The sequence below is a fragment of the Colwellia sp. KS18-150 genome, assembly GCF_057551365.1.
Window position 1 is genome coordinate 24,936 of sequence record NZ_BAAJMC010000015.1, and the last position, 20,710, is coordinate 45,645.

Sequence of the window (20,710 nt, forward strand, 5' to 3'; positions counted from 1 at the left end):
AGATTAAATAAATTCACCTGTCTCTTTAACACAAAAAAACATTTGGTAACTTGAACTGACTTATTTAGCAAAGCATATGTTTATACAATAAGTTAATCGCATTATTGGATAAGTTTTTACGGAGTTATGTTATGTCTTTTAAACACAGTCAATTGAAAAACCCAACAAGCAAATTTAATGAAGTTGCCGATGAAGTGATCGCCAATGCAATTAATGATATTTCATTACTGACCGGTTTAAGTACTTCTGATTGCTTATCATTATTAAAAGCTAAATACGATAGTAACAATACGGTTGATTACCACACTCACCACCAAGTTACACCGCCAATCATCGAGAGCGATGAGTCACAATTTATCGCAAAATTATTCCACTAAATTCAGTTTTTTTAAATTTTAATCGATATTCTGTATAAACCTTGCGCTTTTGAATGACTTCCACCTAGTAAATTCGCTATAATACGCCGTTTTTTATTTTTGTATCTTAGCCTAAAAGGTAGCTCGCATGTCAGTTCAGCAGGAACAAGTCGACCTTCGTCGCACGTTCGCCATTATCTCTCACCCCGATGCGGGTAAAACCACAATTACCGAAAAGGTATTATTGTTCGGTCAAGCTTTACAAAAAGCCGGTACAGTAAAAGGTAAAAAGTCAGGTCAGCACGCTAAATCTGACTGGATGGAAATGGAAAAAGACCGTGGTATTTCAATTACCACCTCGGTGATGCAATTCCCTTACAATGATTGTTTGGTCAACTTACTAGATACCCCAGGTCATGAAGATTTCTCAGAAGATACCTACCGAACATTAACCGCGGTCGACTCTTGTTTGATGGTTATCGATGTGGCTAAAGGTGTTGAAGCCCGTACGGTTAAACTGATGGAAGTGACTCGTTTACGTGACACCCCTATCATTACTTTTATGAACAAAATGGATCGTGATGTGCGCGACCCAATGGAAGTCATGGATGAAGTAGAAGATGTACTAAAAATAAAATGTGCGCCTATTACTTGGCCAATTGGTATGGGTAAAGAATTTAAAGGTGTCTATAACCTAGTGACCAATGAAACCTTTTTATATCAATCGGGCTTGGGTCATACAATTCAAGAAGTACGGGTAATTAAAGGCTTAGATAATCCTGAGCTTGATGAAGTTATCGGTAGTTACGCTGATGATTTACGTGAGGAATTAGAGCTTGTTCAAGGTGCTTCTCATGAATTTAATCTTGAAGAGTTTTTAAAAGGTGAATTAACGCCGGTATTTTTTGGTACGGCATTAGGTAACTTTGGTGTTGACCATATGCTTGATGGCTTAACACAATGGGCACCAAAGCCTTTACCACGTAAAACAGATTTACGCGAGGTTACCGCTCAAGAAGAAAAGTTCTCTGGCTTTGTATTTAAAATTCAAGCCAACATGGACCCTAAACATAGAGATAGAATCGCCTTTATGCGTATTTGTTCAGGCAAATATGAAAAAGGCATGAAAATGAAGCAAGTGCGCCTTGGCAAAGACGTTAAAATTGCCGATGCCGTAACCTTTATGGCCGGTGATAGATCTAACGTTGAAGAAGCTTATGCCGGTGACATTATTGGTTTACACAACCATGGTAGCATTCAAATAGGTGACACTTTCACTGCTGGTGAAATGATGAAGTTTAGTGGTATTCCAAACTTTGCTCCAGAAATGTTCCGTCGTATTCGTCTGCGTGACCCACTTAAAGCTAAGCAATTACAAAAAGGCCTTATTCAGCTTTCTGAAGAAGGTGCAGTACAAGTATTTAGACCACTGATTAACAACGATATGATTGTTGGTGCTGTTGGTGTGTTACAGTTTGAAGTGGTAGTACAACGATTAAAAACAGAATATAAAGTCGATGCCATCTATGAGCCAATAAGTGTCGCAACAGCGCGCTGGTGTACTTGTGATGATGAGCGTACTTTAGAGCAATTTAAAAAGAAAGCTGAAGATAACCTAGCTTTAGATGGTGGCAATAATTTAACGTATATCGCCCCGACTATGGTTAATTTGTCATTAGCGCAGGAGCGACATCCAGATATAGAGTTCCGCTCTACTCGTGAACACTAATTTGGTTTTGGTGTCCTAATTTGTCATTTTTCAGCGTTGCTTAAGTATTTTTATTCAGTCACTTAGCGGACTAAGCTCCTTTATAAAAACACTAAAGCGCCTTGAAAAATAAACAAACTAGATAGCCAAACCTGAATATAGTTAAACAAGAAAGTAATTAAAGATGTTTTGTTAATCAACAAAACTAGAGTAAAAACAAACTAACTGCGTAATAGCTTCTTTTTCGCAGTTAGTAGACTTAAGACAAAAGAAAACGCGCACAGTTGACGCATGTCAATAAGCACGATTGATGCCTGTATTGAGCCTAATAACAATGAAAAAGAGTCTATTAAATGAATATTAAACAAATACTTGCTGAAAAAGTTAGTGAAGCCATGGTGGCTGCAGGTTTACCGGCTGATACCAACCCTGCAATTAGTTTATCGAATCGTCCAAATTTCGGCGACTATCAAGCTAATGGTGTTATGGGGGCGGCTAAAAAATTAAAAACTAATCCTCGTGAGTTAGCCACCAAGGTGGTTGAAAACTTAAACCTTGACGGTATTGCCGATAAGGTTGAGCTTGCTGGCCCTGGCTTTATTAATATTCATTTAAGTCAAACTTGGTTAGCCAAGCAATTAAATAACATCGCAAGTGATGAGCACAGTGGCGTTAGCCAACGTAGTGATACCAGTGAAGATAAGCCACAAACAGTTGTGGTAGATTACAGTGCTCCAAATTTAGCCAAAGAAATGCATGTTGGCCACTTACGCTCAACCATTATTGGTGATGCCGTTGTACACGCATTAGAGTTTCGCGGCGATAAAGTCATTCGTCAAAATCACATGGGTGATTGGGGCACGCAGTTTGGTATGTTAATCGCGCACTTAAGCGATAAACTTGCCAGTAATGAAGTGGCTGAAACCGCACTTGCTGATTTAGAAAACTTTTACCGTGAAGCGAAAGTTCGCTTTGACGAAGAAGAAGGTTTTGCTGATAGAGCCCGCGCTGACGTTGTTAAGTTACAAAGTGGTGACGAACGTTGTGGAAAATTATGGCAGCAGTTTATTGATATTTCAGTTGCTCACAGTGAAGAAATTTATGACAAATTGAATGTCTCGCTACAACGCTCTGATATCATGGGCGAAAGTGCTTACAACGATGATTTGCCCGTTGTTATTAACGAATTAATGGCAAGTAAAATTGCTGAAGAAAATCAAGGAGCTAAAGTCGTTTTCATTCCTGAAATGGCCAATAAAGATGGTGAGCCATCAGTATTTATCGTGCAAAAATCGGGGGGCGGTTTCTTATATGCGACTACCGATTTATCCGCCTGTCGCTATCGTAGCGGCAAACTAAAAGCGGATCGAATCATTATATTCACCGATGCACGCCAAGCATTACACTTTAAACAAGTGGAAATTGTTGCCCGTAAAGCCGGTTTCTTGCCTGAACAAGTGGGTTATGATCATTGCCCTTTTGGTATGATGATGGGTAACGATGGTAAGCCGTTTAAAACTCGTACCGGTGGTACTATCAAGCTTGCTGAATTATTAGATGAAGCGGTCGTGCGAGCCAGTGAGTTGATTAAAGAGAAAAACCCAGAAATCACTGAGGAAAGCCTTGCTGAAATATCAACAAAAGTAGGTATTGGCGCCGTTAAGTTTGCTGATTTATCTAAAAATCGTACTAGTGATTATATCTTCAACTGGAAAACCATGTTGAGTTTTGAAGGAGCGACAGCGCCTTACTTACAATATGCTTATTCACGTATTCAAAGTATATTTATGAAAGCGGAGAGTACTAAGGGTAACGTTGCTGAGGCTGCACATGATATTCAAATTATTGAGCCGCAAGAAAAAGCACTCGCATTAAAGTTACTGCAACTTGAAGATGTTATTGACGCCGTGATCAGTGAGTGTACGCCTAACTTGCTGTGTAATTACCTCTATGAATTAGCAAGTTTGTACATGAGTTTTTATGAAGCATGCCCTATTCTAAAAGAAGGCACTAACGATGACGTAAAAGCATCACGCCTTGCACTGTGTAACTTAATTGCTAAAACCTTAAAACAAGGTTTAGATATATTAGGTATTGAAGTAATGGATAGAATGTAATCATTAGAAATAAGGGGGCAATATGCAATTTACTGATAGCCATTGCCACCTTGATTTCACTGAGCTCTCATCACAACGGCCAAAATTACTGCAAGATTGTCAGGACAAAAATATTCACCGTATTATTGTCCCTGCGGTAAATCCTGAACATTGGCAGAGAGTATTATCACTCTCAACTACCCATCACAAAGTTCAAACAAATCATTCACAAGAAATTGCTAACCAAGTCGACATTGCTTGCTGTTTGGGTATACATCCTTGGTTTCTCATTATTCAAGATAAGTTATCCCCCAAAAACCTTGACCTAGCGTTTCATCAGCAACAATTAACTAAGCTAGTTCACGAAAATAGAGAAAAAATCATCGCTGTTGGCGAATGTGGGATTGATGTTTTTAAAGCGAAAAAGAATACTGATAATGAGCAATCTTTAGCTGAAAACATTAAGCTGCAACAAGATTTCTTCGCAATGCAGCTCCAATTAGCTAAGGCGTCTGACTTACCTGTTGTTGTCCATCACTGTCAGTCTCATCAATACCTGCAGCCTATGTTAAAGCAGTACAATTTATCAAGGGCTGGTGTAATACATGCCTTTTCAGGTAGCTATCAACAAGCTAAGGCTTATGTCGATTTAGGCTTTAAACTCGGCATTGGTGGCACTATCACCTACCCAAGAGCAAAAAAGACCATCAACGCCATTAAGCGTTTACCATTAGATTGCCTTTTATTGGAAACTGACGCGCCTGCTATGCCACCTTCAGGGCAGCAAGGTTTGATAAATACCCCATTAAACATCCCAAGAATATTTCAGGCTTTAACAGAGATAAGATCTGAATCTGTAGAAACGATTGCCACACAATTAGAAAGGAATGTTGAGCAAGTCTTTTTTATTAATTAACCTGATGTAATAAGTATAAGGACATTACATCAATTTAGTTAGCTTTCTTGGTCAGCTATTAAAACCGCTGTAGTATAAGCCAGCAAAGCGATCATCAGAAACAAAAACATCAATCATTACAATTGATGTTTTTATATGACTTAGAACTAAATTAAGATTGCTTCTTAGCTCGACGTGATGCTAAACCAATCATTCCTAAAGCAAAAATAGCAAGGGTAGACGGCTCTGGTATTGAAGTGGTTGAGATAACGATATCATCCAATATTGGCGTTAAAAAGCCGTTATTGGATGGGCCAACACCAATCAATGTCATTGCTGTAAAAGCTGATGCGCCTCTAAACCCATAAAAGAAGTTCGTTGATTGCTGGCCAAACGTAAATAGTTCACCAGCGTCTGTAAGAATTGATAACATATTACCTTCATCAAACCCACCGATAAACCCAGTGTCATCACCCCAGGTAGAACCGAAGCCAGTTATTGCAGTTGTGAAATTTATTACCAGCGATGTTGTTCTGTCAGATGATGTAGTGTCCCATTGAAGAGATAATTCAGTCCCCGTTCCAAGAAAATTTGTTTCATTTCTTATATTTGCGGTTTCCGCTACTCCACCTGATGTTTGATATAAAACACTCATCATATCATTAAAACCAACGGCAGTTTCTACTCCCTCTGCAATGCTTAAATTTGATAGACCATCGAAATTCTCAAGTAAAAATGAACCATTAGATTCCCAAGCGTTTCGATCATTATATTCAATAACTGTTGCTAAAACATTTGTACTACAAAATAAAAACACTGCGGCAGCAAATAACTTCACTTTTTTCATTTAATATTCCTTTTTACGTATGATTAATTATTCTAATTCCAAAATCCAAAAGCAAAAAACACGCCAACAAACTAAACACTAATAATTTCAACACGATAGTTATTTGTAGAATTGCCCAACACTTAAAGCTGTAAAATATTTTGACATTACTTTAAACCCAACACACTGATTTTAGGTAATAAATTAGATTCTATTATGGTATTGTATTTCGAGTGGAATATGATAATGATATTTACTTACTAACGAAGTTTTATTCATTGTTAGTGAAATTTAATATTGGTAAGCGAATTTTGATTTATCATACTGTTAACGATAAATTGAGCCTCATCGTTAACATCTAGAATTGAACTCCATAGCCATCTTTGAACTTATTTATATCTATCAGGTAGAGTGAAACACGCGATTAAAACTTTAGAGAATAACGTTATATAGCTTTATTTTCTGAAGATGGAATTCTAAACCCTTGACGGCTAAAGCGATTTAAACCTCTGGTAAGTAAAAAACCAATAATACCAGCGAGGATCAACAGCACTCTAAAAAGCCCTTCTCTGTCATAACTATCTTGCTCTAACGCTGAGGTCAACAGCGATTTTTCAATTGTTATCCTTAAGTATCCTCTTAATGTTTCACTGCGGATCTCTGCAATAAAAGGGACGTATTGTGCACTTTTATCTAAGGTTTTACGTGCTTGCTCAATACCAAAAAGAGCCTTAATCGATGCAGGTGTATAATCTTCATGCATCGATGACAAAACTCGTTGGCCCGTTTCATCGTAGAAATGAATATCTCGTACAAAGTCTGCCTCAGCCATTTTGTTAAAATAATCTTGCAACAAAGCATTGCGCGATTTCTTGTTGGTTTTAACGATCTTTTGTTCAAGTAATGTCGATGTACCAGCGATGGCCTGTTGCAAAAACTGATTAGCCGTTTGCTCAAACTGTTGCGTTATTACTTGCTGATTCTTTTCAACACTCGACACCCAAATACTCATTAAAACAACGATAAGCAAAATAGCACTAACTAATTGCAGAATTTTATTATAAATTGACGATAATTTAGGGTATAAAGGCTGCTCTACTGGTTTCATAATAAATTTGCCTAGAATATTTATATTCATAATAGAGAGTTAATGTGTCTTCTTCTACTAATAAATTATCCTTATCGCTTGAATCTTTTTTTGATAAACAACAAGCTCATATTGATTTACCTGTAAATTGCTCGCTAAATGGCAATGAATTGACCCTTGCAGAACAAGTGAGCAGTGAACTTTCACCTCAAGAGCTAGTGGTATTTTCTGATTTATCAATCGAGCAGCTACTCGCGTTAACAACGACAAGTAATCTTCACCTTGTTGCGTTAACAGCAATAAATAATCGAAATAGCCAAACCAGTTACCGCTTTAATGTCCGCTGCGAGAATTTTATTGCTGCCCGTAAATCAATCGCAGATTATGCCTTAGCTAATGGTATCGAAGCAGCGTTAATTGAAAATGCTCCATTACTTAGTCAACCGGGTTTATTAGTGATGGACATGGACTCTACTACAATTGAAATAGAGTGTATTGATGAAATAGCTAAACTAGCTGGTGTAGGTGAAGAAGTTGCAGCAGTAACCGAACAAGCAATGCAAGGGGAGTTAGACTTTGCTCAAAGCTTACATCAACGTGTTGCTACGCTTAAAGACTCACCTGAAAGTATTTTAGCGGATGTCGCTAGAAACATTCCTTTAATGGCAGGTTTAGAAACCTTAATAATTGAGCTTAAAAAACACGATTGGCGCATCGCCATCGCTTCCGGTGGTTTCACCTACTTTGCTGATCATCTTAAAGATTTATTACAACTTGATGCGGCATTTGCGAATACATTAGAAATTGTTGACGGCACGTTAACTGGAAAAGTGCTTGGCTCGGTTGTTGATGCGCAAGTAAAAGCAGACTCATTATCTTTACTGGCTAAACAATATAGCATCCCAACGTCACAAACAGTTGCTATGGGTGATGGCGCCAATGATTTAGTGATGATGGCCGCAGCAAGCTTTGGGGTTGCTTTTCATGCTAAACCTATTGTACTTGCACAAGCTGATAGTGCTATCAATCAACAAGGATTAGATTGCTTACTGCACTGGCTTGCTTAGTTGCTTGCTTAAATGTTTACTCGTTATGTATATAAAAATTGTACATAACGAGTAAAACCGTAAATCAGCTACTTAACTGCGCGATTAAAATCCCGCCTACTGATTATGATTAATCTGTAGCTAAACGATAGCCCAGCATGGCTTCTTGAGTAACATTAAATACTTGTATTACCCCTACCACACTCCAAATATCTTGTTCTATTTGCTTACCTCGATGAATAGCATACGAGCTAACATAGCTTAATTCTGCATTTAAATATTCCATATCAGGCTCATTGGTACGAGATATCTTTAGCTGTAAACAATAAAACTGACCGCGTTTCAACGCCCTTTTAATAAAGAACTGTTTCAATTCAGGTGTATTAAGCTCACTATCAAGCGCAACATTAATTGCTTTATCAACCTTTGTTTCACTTTCGTTAACGGCTACATACATTAACTTGGTTACGGGATCTTCATTAGTTAGCAATGCCTTCAAGCTTTGCTCAAGCGAGTTATTGACCTGTAATTTAGTTAACAAGGGATATAAATTGTAAAATCGCTGACGGTCGCTAAATTGCTTCATCGTCTGCAATAATTCATTCTCTTCATCATTAGAAGTTAATACTTCAATTTTGTATCGACTGCCACTGGTTTGTACCGTTAAGGTCGGGATCCGCAAGTTCTTAGCATAGTTAGTTCGTAGCGCTGCTGACAAACCAGGAGTTAACATCGCATATTCATCTGGCGTTAATTTATTGCGATTTTTGTTAATAAGTAACTTAAAGAATGCCCGACCAATATGTTGATGTTCTTTAACATGTACGCGTAAATTAATAATCGTTTTCTTTTTATTTATTCGCACCACTTCATAGGGTAATTGCTTAAGATCGAACTCTTTAGTTATTTTTTGCAACTTTGGAAAAGTAAGGTAAACCACATCTCCAATTGATAACATAGCGCTGCTTTCTAATTTAATTTTTAATCCAGAAACAGAGAAATCTTGAGATTTTCCTCGCCATTTTACTTTTTCACATTCAACAACAGCATCAGTATTGTAAATAAAGCGTAGCTCTTGACGTTGATTTTTATAAGTAATGCCTAACTCATCAACCAACTGTGGTTTCTTCAGACGTTTATGGCCATAATTTTTAAGTTTGGTGGTATCAAGCTTATCTGAAGAAAGCCCTTGAAATTGTTCGATAATATCAGGGTGTGTAATATCAATAGCCACAACAATGTACGGCAATTTAGCTACACTCGCCTTCACTTCATCAGAAGGTGGTAAATTTATGTATTGACTTTTTATCGAACGTGTATTTGATAGGGTAAACGGTGCATAAATTTTATTATCATCGACTTCAAAGCAATTTAGCTCAGTAATAGCGAAAGAGGCTTTACTTGAAGCGAACGTCAAAAACTGAGCAAAAAAGTCATCATTTGGCGGTAACTGTTGATCGTCAAGCGTATAAAAAAAGCTTTTACCTTGATGTTGATGGGTAAAACTAAAGACTAACAATGATTTATCAGTATTGGCTAACTTTTGTATACGGGCTATACGCTCTTCACTTAACAAGCAATGTAGACTTGATTGTCCTTTCTCATCTTGCCAATATTGAAAAGTTGCTTGATTGTTATTCGTAGTTAACGCATAACGAGGGATGATGTAATTAGCTTCTTGCTCTAGAACAATAGGAAGTTCATTTAGTTTAGGTAAAATAAATTGCTCAAAACTACGCGCCTGCAGTGCATCAATAGTATTATCTAAATTGATTTTATAGCGGCGCTTATTCCCTTGAATATATGACATTAAAAATTGCTTGAATGGATCTTTTTCTGGTGCTTCAATACGCTGACAACCGAGTAGTTGCGTATCACCGTCTTGATAGGTATTTCTCACTTCAAAAGTAAAGATATCAGTGGTGCCAAATTGAAACTCTTGCTCTAATCCCGTGAACTTAATATTGACCTTGTCACCTACTGCTAGTGGTAGTTGCTCAGTAAAACGAAATTTACAACCATTAACGCTAAGATCAGAACTAGTCGCTGGCACTTGCAAATTATTTTCTAGCGTGATGATTAAATTAATAGCAAAATTCATTCGCTCTTCAATACGATCAAAATAATCACTAAACTGATACAGAGTTGCGGGGTACTGAAGTTTTTCTTGTAATTTTTTAACTGGTTCGCTTGAAGGTGCTAATTTACCTGCCTTTTCATTTTGATAAATAACTCTAAAGTTGTTTTCGGTATTCTTGACGGCTTCATAAACACCAAAAGTATAACTACCGTATAGGGCAATATTTTCTTCAAAGACTTGAATAGCTAATTCATCTAAAAAATGATTTTGTCCTTGATGCTCATATACTCTGCAATCACCATCCACTAAACCACGTAAATCAATAGAACGAGTGCAACTACTTGCTAAACGCTTCAATTCCATTTTCAATAAGAAGGATTCTGTTTTCGCTAGATTTTTTGTTTTTGCTGAAAAATTCGCATCAAAGTTACTATCACTTACTTTGCCGCGAAAGTTATTTAACAGAGATTGATGTTTAGAAAAGTCTTTACTCATGAATTATTAGTTCTAATTTTTGTGTAACCCAGTTTTAATTTGATAATGCTTAGACAAAAAACATAAAAACATTATAATTTGACACTATGAAATATAGCAATAATTATGCCTATAACCAAGAGTAAGGCATTTAAAATAAAGGGAAAGTATGGCAAAAAGTAACACAGCCTTTGTTTGCACTGACTGCGGCTCAGAGTATTCACGTTGGTTAGGGCAATGTACGGACTGCAAAGCTTGGAATACCATCTCAGAATTTAGACAAGCGAAACTGCCTGCACGGGGTGGAAACTTTGCCGGTTTTGCTGGAGCTGCGCTCAATGAAGAGGTAAAAGTTCAAACTCTTGACGCTATTGACCTAGCCGATTTACCACGATTTTCAGCTGGATTTGCTGAGTTTGATCGGGTATTAGGAGGCGGTATTGTTCCTGGTAGTGCAATTTTGATTGGTGGTGAACCCGGTGCAGGAAAAAGTACCCTGTTATTGCAAACCATGTGTTCATTAGCTACTTCAATGCCAGCACTATACATAACAGGTGAAGAATCATTACAACAAGTCGCTATGCGTGCTAAACGTTTAGGTTTACCTACAGATAAACTTAAAATGCTCTCAGAAACGAGTGTTGAAAATATCTGTCATATTGCCATGAAAGAACAGCCTAAAATCATTGTCATTGACTCGATACAAGTCATGCACATGAGTGACGTACAATCTGCGCCGGGTAGTGTTTCACAAGTAAGAGAAAGTGCCGCCTATTTAACTCGTTTTGCTAAACAGCATCATGTTGCGATTATTTTAGTAGGTCATGTCACTAAAGACGGCTCTTTAGCAGGTCCGAAAGTATTAGAGCACTGTATTGACTGTTCAATCATGCTTGAAGGTAGTACGGATTCAAGGTATCGCACATTACGAGGCAATAAAAATCGCTTTGGTGCAGTGAATGAATTAGGCGTTTTTGCGATGACGGGATCAGGCCTAAAAGAAGTAAAAAATCCATCAGCTATTTTTCTTAGTCGTAGTGAAGAACAAACACCAGGCAGTGTTGTTATGGTGTTATGGGAAGGTACACGCCCTTTATTGGTAGAGATTCAAGCGCTTGTTGATCATTCCGCCTTAGGTAATCCACGTCGAGTGGCTGTTGGCGCCGATCAAAATCGTTTATCAATGCTTTTGGCTATTTTACATCGCCATGGTGGTTTGCAATTAAACGATCAAGATGTTTTTGTTAACGTGGTAGGCGGGGTAAAAGTGACGGAAACCAGCATTGATTTAGCCTTGATCCTTGCATTGGTTTCCAGCTTTAAAGATAATGCTTTACCACAAGATTTGGTTATTTTTGGTGAAGTGGGCTTATCCGGTGAAATCCGCCCAGTTCCTAGTGGCCAAGAGCGCATCAATGAAGCCGCAAAGCATGGTTTTAAACGTGCTATTGTACCTTTTAATAATGTCCCCAAACAAGAGATACCAGGCATGGAAGTAATAGGGGTCAGAAAACTCAGTGATGCCCTAGAAGTTATTTAACACGAGTCCTTACCCATTGGTTTTGACGTTAATTTGATTACAATAAAGAGAACTCTCAATTTCCCATGAAAAATATTTTTAATAAAGCATTTGTTGCCATTAGCTGCTCTTTGTTGATGTTGAGTAACGCCAGTGCTGATACTGGTACTGAAAAGCTTACTATCGACCGTATTTATAGCTCTCCATCATTGAATGGGCAAACGCCAAAATCACTGAAACTATCGCCAGATGGTAGCCGAGTGACTTATTTACAGGGAAAAAGTAATGATTTAAATCGCTATGACCTATGGGAATACAACTTAGCCAGTAAAGAAAATAAATTACTAGTAGATTCACAAGCACTATTTAGTGGTGAAGAAGTACTTTCTAACGAAGAAAAAGCTCGCCGCGAACGCCAACGAATATACGGCTTTGGTATCATGGAGTATAAATTCTCCAGCGATGGTAGCGCATTACTATTCCCACTTAATGGCGATATTTATTACTATCACTTAGCAACTAAAACGGCCAAACGTCTTACCAACACAGAAGCATTTGAAACAGATGTGAAGTTTTCACCTAAAGGGAATTTTATTTCATTTATCCGCGGCGAAAATGTATTTGTGCTTAACATTGCCAGCGGTGAAGAAACTCAACTTACCGAAGATGGCGGCAAGAATAACGTTAAAAATGGCATGAGTGAATTTGTTGCTCAAGAAGAAATGGGCAGAATGACAGGCTATTGGTGGTCTCCGGATGAAAAGCACATTGCCTTTTTACGCGTTGATGAATCACCGGTAAATGTCGTTATTCGTAATGAAATTTACGCTGAAAAAATAGAGCTCATTGAACAAAGATATCCTGCAACGGGTACAAATAATGTCACCATTAAATTAGCAGTAACCGACATTAAGGGTAAAAAAATACGCTTTATTCCTTTTGAAGAAGAGTTAACTGGCGACAATAGCGATATTTATATTCCGCGCGTTAAGTGGCTGCCAGATAGCAAAAATTTATCTTATCAATGGCAAAGTCGCGATCAAAAAACTTTAAAGCTAAAAAGCTACAATATTAAGAAACGCCGACAAAAAACCTTGTTAACCGAGAAGTCAGATCATTGGCTTAACTTACATAATGATTTGGTATTTTTAAGTGATAATGAAACATTCATTTGGGCTTCTGAGCGAGATGGCTTTAAGCACTTATATCACTTTACTAACGAAGGTCAGCTCATCAATCAACTTACTAAAGGCCAATGGGTTGTTGATGCGATAAAGCATGTCGATGAAGAAAAACAAGTTATCTACTTCACTGGCCGAGCTGACACGCCATTAGAGCGTCATTTATATCGTGTACCACTAAATGGTAAATCGCCTGAGCATGTTGCACGTGTGAGTAAACGAAACGGCTTTCATAGCATCAACTTTAGTAAAGATAGCAAAAGCTATATAGACAGTTTTTCTGATATTGAAACCCCGAAACAAGTTAGCCTTCACAAAGCCAATGGCGAGCACATGACTTGGTTATCAGAGAACAAAGTAGATAAAGAGCACCCTATTGCCCCTTACTACGATGACTTGATTCAACCTAAGTTTGGTACGTTAACTTCAAGTGATGGTGAAGCTACGCTTTACTATAAACTTTATAAACCTAAAGATATGAAACCAGGTAAACAGTACCCTGTGATTGTTAATGTTTATGGTGGTCCTCACGCACAACGAGTTCGTAATATTTGGCAAGGTGCAGACTTTACTCAATACATGCTGCAACAAGGCTATATTGTGTTCCAACTGGATAACCGCGGCTCTAATTATCGCGGTACTGCCTTTGAATTCCCTATCTATGAAAAACTTGGCCAAGTTGAAGTAGACGATCAAATTACTGGGGTAAAATACCTTCATACCCTGTCATTTGTCGATAAAGAACGAATAGGCATCTATGGGCACTCATATGGTGGCTACATGGCATTGATGGCGATGTTTAAAGCGGGAGACTACTTTAAAGCAGGTGTCAGTGGTGCGCCGGTAACAGATTGGTTGCTATACGATACTCATTATACTGAGCGTTATTTAAATCACCCAAAAGCCAATGCTGATGGTTATGAACAATCTAGCGTTTTCCCATATATTGATGGCCTAACTGGACCATTATTTGTCTATCACGGCATGGCAGATGATAATGTACTCTTCACCAACACTACGAAGTTAATGAAAGCGCTACAAGATAAAAATAAGCAATTTGAATTAATGACCTACCCAGGTAGCAAACACAGCATGCGTGGTAAAAAAGTTAAAGTGCATTTGAATAATACTATTATGAGCTTCTTTGATAGGCACTTTAAGTAGGCTAAAGGTTAAATTGTAGATACAAAAAAGCGACAAGTATTTACCTTACTTGTCGCTTTTTATGCTTTATTTAGCCGTTTAATTCAGTCTAACTTAACTCAAATAGATAAATTACTCTGGCTCATAATCTAGATTCGCCGATAACCAACGCTCAGCTTGCTCTATTGTTTGGCCTTTACGAGCGGCATAATCAAGTACTTGATCTTTAGCCAATTTAGCCACAGCAAAATACTTAGAATCTGGATGAGCAAAGTACCAACCACTAACCGCAGCACCCGGCCACATGGCATAGCTTGATGTTAGCTCCATACCAATGTTTTCTTCAACATTGAGTAACTGCCACAATAAACCTTTTTCGGTATGCTCAGGACAAGCAGGGTAACCTGGCGCTGGACGAATACCTTGGTAGCTTTCACGAATTAAAGCATCGTTATCTAACGCTTCATCCGCCGCATAGCCCCAATATTCTTTACGTACTTTCTCATGAAGGTACTCAGCACTCGCTTCCGCTAATCTATCAGCAACCGCTTTGAGTAAAATACTATTATAAGCATCATGGTCAGCATCAAGCACTTTCACTAGTTCATCAACACCAAAACCGGCAGAAACAGCAAACGCACCCACATAGTCATCAACACCTGAATCTTTCTTGGCCACATAATCAGATAAACAACGGTTATACTGGCCACTGGGTTTCTTACTTTGCTGACGTAATTGATGCAACCTCATCAGCTGTTCACTGCGTGATTCATCGGTATACAGTAAAAGATCATCAACATCACTATTGGCTGGAAACAAACCGAATACAGCTTTCGCTTTAATTTTGTCATTATTAATAACATCATCTAACATGGCATTGGCATCGTTAAAGAGCTTAGTCGCCTCTTCACCGATGACTTCATGTTTTAAAATCAAGGGATACTTACCTGATAACTGCCACGTCATAAAAAATGGCGTCCAGTCGATGTATTTACGCACTTCATTCAAATCAAGTTCTTCGAGCACTGTTACACCGAGTTTATTAGGCTTTTTCGGGGTGTAGTTATCAAAGTTTATAGGCGTTGCATTTTCTCGTGCATCTTCTAAGCTAATTAAACTTGAGCGTGGGCCTTTTTTATAATGGCGAGCACGTACTTTTTCATATTCAGCTTTAGTATCAGCAAAAAAGCTATCTTTATGCTCGCTAGATAACAAGTTACTTACTACAGATACTGCACGTGAAGCGTTTGAGACATAAACAACGGGGTGTTCATATTGCGGCTCGATTTTAACAGCAGTATGAGCTTTTGATGTTGTTGCACCACCAATCAATAATGGCAACTCAAAGTTTTGTCGCTTCATCTCTTTAGCAACATGTACCATTTCATCTAAAGATGGGGTGATTAAACCAGACAAACCAATAATATCGACCTTTTCTTCTTTAGCTACCCGTAGAATATCTTCACAGGACACCATGACGCCCAAATCAATAATTTCATAGTTGTTACATTGCAGCACTACACCAACAATGTTTTTACCTATGTCATGCACATCCCCTTTTACGGTGGCTAATAGCACTTTACCATTTGAGCTCACCTCTTGTTTTTCAGCTTCAATAAAAGGGTTTAGGTAAGCAACGGCTTGCTTCATTACTCGCGCTGATTTCACCACTTGTGGTAGGAACATTTCGCCGGCACCAAATAAGTCACCCACGGTATTCATGCCGTCCATTAACGGCCCTTCAATCACATCAAGCGGACGCTCCGCTTCTAAACGTGACTCTTCAGTATCTTCGATAATGAATTCGTTAATCCCTTTGACTAAGGCATGAGCTAAACGATCATTGATAGGCAGTTCTCGCCAGCTTAAATCTGCTTTGGTTGCTTGCCCACCCGCTTGGCCCTGAAATTCTTGTGCGATATCAAGTAAGCGTTCGGTGGCACCATCATCTTTGTTCTGAATAACATCTTCTACTGCAGTTTTTAACTTTTCAGGAAGATCGGAATATATTGCCAGTTGTCCAGCGTTAACTATGCCCATGTCCATGCCATTTTTAATAGCATAATATAAGAATACCGCATGGATAGCTTCACGTACGGGGTTGTTACCACGGAATGAGAAAGAGACGTTTGAAACTCCGCCTGAGATCATGGCATATGGCAGGTTTTTCTTGATATCGTCTACCGCTTCAATGAAATCAACCGCATAGTTATTATGCTCATCAATGCCAGTAGCGACAGCAAAAATGTTAGGGTCAAAAATAATATCTTCCGGCGGGAAGCCGATTTCATCCACCAACATATGATAAGCACGATGACAAATTTCATATTTACGTGCGCGCGTATCGGCCTGGCCTTCTTCATCAAACGCCATTACTATCATTGCAGCGCCGTAACGACGTACTAATTCAGCTTGTTGACGGAAGTTCTCTTCCCCTTCTTTTAAGCTAATAGAGTTAACAATACCTTTACCTTGAATACACTGTAAGCCCGCTTCAATGATGTCCCATTTTGATGAGTCAATCATAATCGGCACTTTAGCAATATCAGGCTCACCGGCAATCAAGTTTAAGAAACGCACCATGGCTTCTTTTGATTCCAACATGCCTTCATCCATGTTGATATCGATAATTTGCGCGCCGTTTTCTACTTGTTGTAAAGCTACTGCAATCGCTTTATCGTAATCACCTTCTTTAATTAAGCGTTTAAACATAGCCGAGCCGGTAACATTAGTACGCTCACCTACGTTAACAAACAGGCTTTCTTTTTCAATGGTGAGTGCTTCAAGACCAGATAAACGACAGGCAATTTTACGTGCTTCAATTTTACGCGGAGCAATACTAGCAACCGACTCTGCCATACCTTTAATATGCGCAGGTGTTGTACCACAACAGCCACCAATAATATTTAAAAAGCCTGAGTTAGCCCACTCTTGCACATGAGTATTCATGTCCGTTACGGTAAAGTCATATTCACCAAAAGCGTTAGGTAAACCCGCGTTAGGGTGAGCAGTAACGGCAACATCACAAATTCGGCTGAGCTCTTCTACATATTGACGTAACTCCACTGGCCCTAAAGCACAATTCAAACCAAATGAAATTGGTTTTGCATGACGCAAAGAGTTATAAAATGCTTCGGTAGTTTGCCCTGACAATGTACGACCAGAGGCATCAGTAATGGTGCCTGAAATCATCACAGGTAAACGAACTTGTAATTGTTCAAATACTGTTTCTACTGCAAAAATTGCCGCTTTAGCATTTAAGGTATCAAAAATGGTTTCGATTAAAATGATATCTGAGCCACCTTTAATTAAGGCGGTGGTTGACTCAATATAAGCTTCTTTTAATTCATCGAAAGTAACGTTACGAAAGGCTGGATCGTTTACATCAGGAGAAATTGAACAAGTACGGTTAGTTGGCCCTAATACACCCGCCACAAAGCGAGGTCTGTCAGGTGTTTTTTTATTGTACTCATCAGCTGCCGCTCTTGCAATTTGTGCAGCAACTAAGTTTATTTCAGCACTATACTCTTCCATGTCGTAATCGGCCATGGCAATAGTCGTCGCATTAAAAGTATTGGTTTCTAAAATATCAGCGCCAGCTTCAAGGTATTCCATGTGAATAGCTTTAATAACATCAGGCTGAGTAAGCACTAACATATCGTTATTGCCTTTTACATCGCTGTGCCAGTCAGCAAAACGCTCACCACGAAAATCTTGCTCTTCAAACTTATAAGCTTGAATCATGGTGCCCATTGCACCATCTAAAATTAAAATATTGTTGGCTAATTGTTGCTCTAATAAAGCGAATGAAGCAGATTTTTTCATGGGGTTTCCGACTTTCTAAAGTATAGTTTTCAATTCAATAGTGTGTTTTACGCAACTTAAATCATGGTATCAGGGTGGATAGCTTTTATATTTGAAGCGTCCAACTTATACGGCGTAATTTGATAAACATAATAATTAAGCCAATTAGTAAATAATAGACTACCGTGACTACGCCATGAGCCCACGGGTGAATTATTGGCATTGTTATTTTGGTAGTAATTAGCTGGTATTTCTGCTGCCGAGTCACTTTGACTATCTCTGAGATACTCCTCATGTAAGGTACTGGTATCATATTCAGGATGGCCAGTTAAATAAACTTGCTGCTTATTTTTACTGGCAACCAAATAAACGCCAGCTTCATCAGATTCAGCCAATATATTCAATTGCTCAACACTTTGATAATCCGCTCTATCAATATAACCATAACGTGAATGAGGCACATTAAAGTTGTCATCAAAGCCACGGGTAAGTTGTTCTTTACTGTCTAGCGTTTTGTGTTGAAAAACCCCTGAAAGCTTGTTCTCTCGCAAGTGTCGATTAATACCATAGTGGTGGTATAAGGCTGCATGTGCTGCCCAACAAGAAAACATAGTTGAGGTGACATTTTTTTCAGCCCAATCAAATACTTCGCAAATTTTATCCCAAAATCTCACTTGTGAATAATCAAGTAATGCCAATGGTGCTCCGGTAATAATCAAGCCGTCGTATTGTTTATGTTTAATATCATCAAATAAACAGTAAAAATTATCTAAATGTTCGCTTGGGGTGTTTTTAGAAACATTTTTATGAATACGTACAAATTCAACATTGATTTGCAGAGGAGTATTAGCCAGCATACGTAAGATTTGCACTTCAGTTTCAATCTTATTCGGCATTAGATTTAAAATTGCAACCTGCATAGGACGAATTTCTTGACTGATAGCGCGGTGCTCAGACATAACAAAGATATTCTCATTACCTAATATAGATAATGCTGGCAATTGATCGGGAATTTTAATGGGCATAACACATAACCTAACAAGAATTAACGGTCTATCTCATAGGTTACATGTTACTTAGATTGCTAGCGTTGTCAACTTCTAAACGTATAGACGTCTAAACGGAAAGGTATAATTCGATACTTTTTGATATAACTCGTACATTGGCGATGACGACTCAAAGACTCAAATAGCCAGCCTCACTCTTAGGCCATAAATAACCGTATTACTGTCTTCGATATTTAATGCTGGGTTCGCGACATATTGTAGATCCACAGTGACTTCTAAGTAATCAAGCGGCTTCATAATATAGAATAATTCCGTGGTGTATTGATCGTCACTATCCTCTACTTGCCCCCAGTTCATTGCCAATCCTAAGTTATTAGATTCACCGCCTAAACCATAATAGCCAAAACCAGCGCTAACTGATTTCTCCATTAAAGTCCCTGCATCTTTTGAGTAACCAGCACGAAGAAAAGGCAGCCACTGACCATCAATTAAACGTGATGCAGAAAAATTAATGCCGTAACCTTTAGTAGAGCCTTGCTCAACACTTTCATCGGCGTGCCAAAGTGTTGCATGAATATTATCTACGTAAATTGAACTTTGAGAGCTAGTCCAGCCCAGCTCTACACTTTTAAAGTATTTGTTATCTTTAAAGAAAGTGTCAAAGCCATCAAGAATATTAGTTGGATCTGAGTTCATATCGGCGAAGCTCCCGACCATATAAACCTCGTCAGTAAGCATTATGCCGCCAGCAACGCCTAAAGTGGCATCACCCGGTAATGCCATTGTTGTGGTGCCGGTACTAAAGGCAAAGTTCATAAATCCCGTCCAAGGACTCGCCATGGCAAACACATCGACAAAGTCGGTAACGTCTAAAAAGCCAGCCACAATAGTGGCCTTGCCATCCATCAACCTTTGTTTGTAATAAAGGTTGGTAAAGCGCGTACCTTGATCGCTAAATGGCGGCGTCACTAAGCCTAAAGCGCCAGTACCAAACTCAAAATCTTTAACAGCCGTATCGGTATACGAATGCCTATGTTCAACTTTCCAAACAAGACCACCAACATCATTAGTGCCCTCACCTATGGGGTTCCAGCTACCGTAAAAACGTACCATACCACTGCCAGCATTATCGTTTGAGCCTGCTAAAACATTAGTAGCACCTAGATATACAGCAGAATAATCCAAGCCCATACTGACATTGTTTTTCTCAAGTTGGGCTTTAAAGTCAGGCTTTGACTTTTTATTATCAGCGGCAATTTGATTATCAACAGCATCAGGACTACCGAAATTCGCCCCTTTAGCTCCGTTAGTATTACCCTGAACTGAAAAAGCGTAAGGTATTGTTAGTAGACCTGAGATAATAAGACTAAGTAGAGATTTTTTAATATACATAAGTTAATTCCATTTTCTAAACGTTTGTAAACATAAAGCTTATTTTCTTTACAAGGTATTTTTATAAAACTCACCGCCTTTCATTACTTATTCATC

General features: G+C 38.5%; 13 protein-coding genes. 7 read left to right on the top strand and 6 right to left on the bottom strand.

Annotation, left to right across the window (positions count from 1 at the left end; all coding sequences use genetic code 11):
• The first annotated feature begins 131 nt into the window (after positions 1–131).
• From AC27IF_RS15120 to AC27IF_RS15135, 4 genes are all read left to right on the top strand, one after another.
• A complete protein-coding gene (locus AC27IF_RS15120) occupies positions 132–377 on the top strand; it encodes a hypothetical protein (RefSeq protein ID WP_487055172.1) in 246 nt (81 codons plus the stop codon).
• A 127-nt stretch (positions 378–504) separates the two neighbouring features.
• A complete protein-coding gene (gene prfC, locus AC27IF_RS15125) occupies positions 505–2,085 on the top strand; it encodes a peptide chain release factor 3 (protein ID WP_487055173.1) in 1,581 nt (526 codons plus the stop codon).
• A gap of 332 nt (positions 2,086–2,417) precedes the next feature.
• Positions 2,418–4,181 carry an arginine--tRNA ligase gene (gene argS, locus AC27IF_RS15130; protein WP_487055174.1) on the top strand — a complete coding sequence of 588 codons (1,764 nt, stop codon included), beginning with the start codon at positions 2,418–2,420 and terminating at the stop codon, positions 4,179–4,181.
• Between the two features lie 22 nt (positions 4,182–4,203).
• Positions 4,204–5,076 (top strand): TatD family hydrolase, encoded by an 873-nt coding sequence (locus tag AC27IF_RS15135; protein ID WP_487055175.1) that lies wholly within the window; start codon positions 4,204–4,206, stop codon positions 5,074–5,076.
• A 151-nt stretch (positions 5,077–5,227) separates the two neighbouring features.
• On the opposite strand, the gene AC27IF_RS15140 is transcribed toward AC27IF_RS15135, so the two are convergent.
• Positions 5,228–5,902, bottom strand: coding sequence for a PEP-CTERM sorting domain-containing protein (locus AC27IF_RS15140; protein WP_487055176.1), 675 nt, complete (start codon positions 5,900–5,902; stop codon positions 5,228–5,230).
• Positions 5,903–6,326: 424 nt separating this feature from the next.
• A complete protein-coding gene (locus tag AC27IF_RS15145) occupies positions 6,327–6,989 on the bottom strand; it encodes an AhpA/YtjB family protein (RefSeq protein WP_487055177.1) in 663 nt (220 codons plus the stop codon).
• Positions 6,990–7,033: 44 nt separating this feature from the next.
• Here AC27IF_RS15145 and serB point away from each other — a divergent pair, with 44 nt between their 5' ends.
• Positions 7,034–8,035, top strand: a complete 1,002-nt coding sequence (gene serB / locus AC27IF_RS15150; protein WP_487055178.1) for a phosphoserine phosphatase SerB — start codon at positions 7,034–7,036, stop codon at positions 8,033–8,035.
• 109 nt (positions 8,036–8,144) lie between these two features.
• Here the strand turns inward: serB and AC27IF_RS15155 are convergent, their stop codons facing one another.
• Positions 8,145–10,589: a PilZ domain-containing protein gene (locus AC27IF_RS15155; protein WP_487055179.1), complete on the bottom strand. Its 2,445-nt coding sequence runs from the start codon at positions 10,587–10,589 to the stop codon at positions 8,145–8,147.
• A gap of 148 nt (positions 10,590–10,737) precedes the next feature.
• Between AC27IF_RS15155 and radA the strand changes: the two genes are divergently transcribed.
• Positions 10,738–12,108, top strand: coding sequence for a DNA repair protein RadA (gene radA / locus AC27IF_RS15160; RefSeq protein ID WP_487055180.1), 1,371 nt, complete (start codon positions 10,738–10,740; stop codon positions 12,106–12,108).
• Positions 12,109–12,173: 65 nt separating this feature from the next.
• The gene (locus tag AC27IF_RS15165) at positions 12,174–14,432 is read left to right on the top strand and encodes a S9 family peptidase (RefSeq protein WP_487055181.1); all 2,259 of its coding nucleotides are present in this window, start codon (positions 12,174–12,176) and stop codon (positions 14,430–14,432) included.
• A gap of 111 nt (positions 14,433–14,543) precedes the next feature.
• Here AC27IF_RS15165 and metH read toward each other — a convergent pair whose 3' ends face one another.
• The 3 genes from metH to AC27IF_RS15180 all read right to left on the bottom strand — a co-directional run bounded on the left by metH (position 14,544) and on the right by AC27IF_RS15180 (position 20,614).
• Positions 14,544–18,236 carry a methionine synthase gene (metH, locus tag AC27IF_RS15170; RefSeq protein ID WP_487055182.1) on the bottom strand — a complete coding sequence of 1,231 codons (3,693 nt, stop codon included), beginning with the start codon at positions 18,234–18,236 and terminating at the stop codon, positions 14,544–14,546.
• A gap of 56 nt (positions 18,237–18,292) precedes the next feature.
• Positions 18,293–19,240, bottom strand: a complete 948-nt coding sequence (metA, locus tag AC27IF_RS15175) for a homoserine O-succinyltransferase MetA (protein ID WP_487055183.1) — start codon at positions 19,238–19,240, stop codon at positions 18,293–18,295.
• Positions 19,241–19,399: 159 nt separating this feature from the next.
• Positions 19,400–20,614, bottom strand: coding sequence for a carbohydrate porin (locus AC27IF_RS15180; RefSeq protein ID WP_487055184.1), 1,215 nt, complete (start codon positions 20,612–20,614; stop codon positions 19,400–19,402).
• Positions 20,615–20,710 lie beyond the last annotated feature (96 nt).

What these genes read in the sequence shown, in the direction of transcription:
- AC27IF_RS15120 (WP_487055172.1), top strand. Translation starts at nt 132, where the DNA reads ATGTCTTTTAAACACAGTCAATTGAAAAACCCAACAAGCAAATTTAAT.
- prfC (WP_487055173.1), top strand. Translation starts at nt 505, where the DNA reads ATGTCAGTTCAGCAGGAACAAGTCGACCTTCGTCGCACGTTCGCCATT.
- argS (WP_487055174.1), top strand. Translation starts at nt 2,418, where the DNA reads ATGAATATTAAACAAATACTTGCTGAAAAAGTTAGTGAAGCCATGGTG.
- AC27IF_RS15135 (WP_487055175.1), top strand. Translation starts at nt 4,204, where the DNA reads ATGCAATTTACTGATAGCCATTGCCACCTTGATTTCACTGAGCTCTCA.
- AC27IF_RS15140 (WP_487055176.1), bottom strand. Translation starts at nt 5,902, where the DNA reads ATGAAAAAAGTGAAGTTATTTGCTGCCGCAGTGTTTTTATTTTGTAGT.
- AC27IF_RS15145 (WP_487055177.1), bottom strand. Translation starts at nt 6,989, where the DNA reads ATGAAACCAGTAGAGCAGCCTTTATACCCTAAATTATCGTCAATTTAT.
- AC27IF_RS15155 (WP_487055179.1), bottom strand. Translation starts at nt 10,589, where the DNA reads ATGAGTAAAGACTTTTCTAAACATCAATCTCTGTTAAATAACTTTCGC.
- radA (WP_487055180.1), top strand. Translation starts at nt 10,738, where the DNA reads ATGGCAAAAAGTAACACAGCCTTTGTTTGCACTGACTGCGGCTCAGAG.
- AC27IF_RS15165 (WP_487055181.1), top strand. Translation starts at nt 12,174, where the DNA reads ATGAAAAATATTTTTAATAAAGCATTTGTTGCCATTAGCTGCTCTTTG.
- metH (WP_487055182.1), bottom strand. Translation starts at nt 18,236, where the DNA reads ATGAAAAAATCTGCTTCATTCGCTTTATTAGAGCAACAATTAGCCAAC.
- metA (WP_487055183.1), bottom strand. Translation starts at nt 19,240, where the DNA reads ATGCCCATTAAAATTCCCGATCAATTGCCAGCATTATCTATATTAGGT.
- AC27IF_RS15180 (WP_487055184.1), bottom strand. Translation starts at nt 20,614, where the DNA reads ATGTATATTAAAAAATCTCTACTTAGTCTTATTATCTCAGGTCTACTA.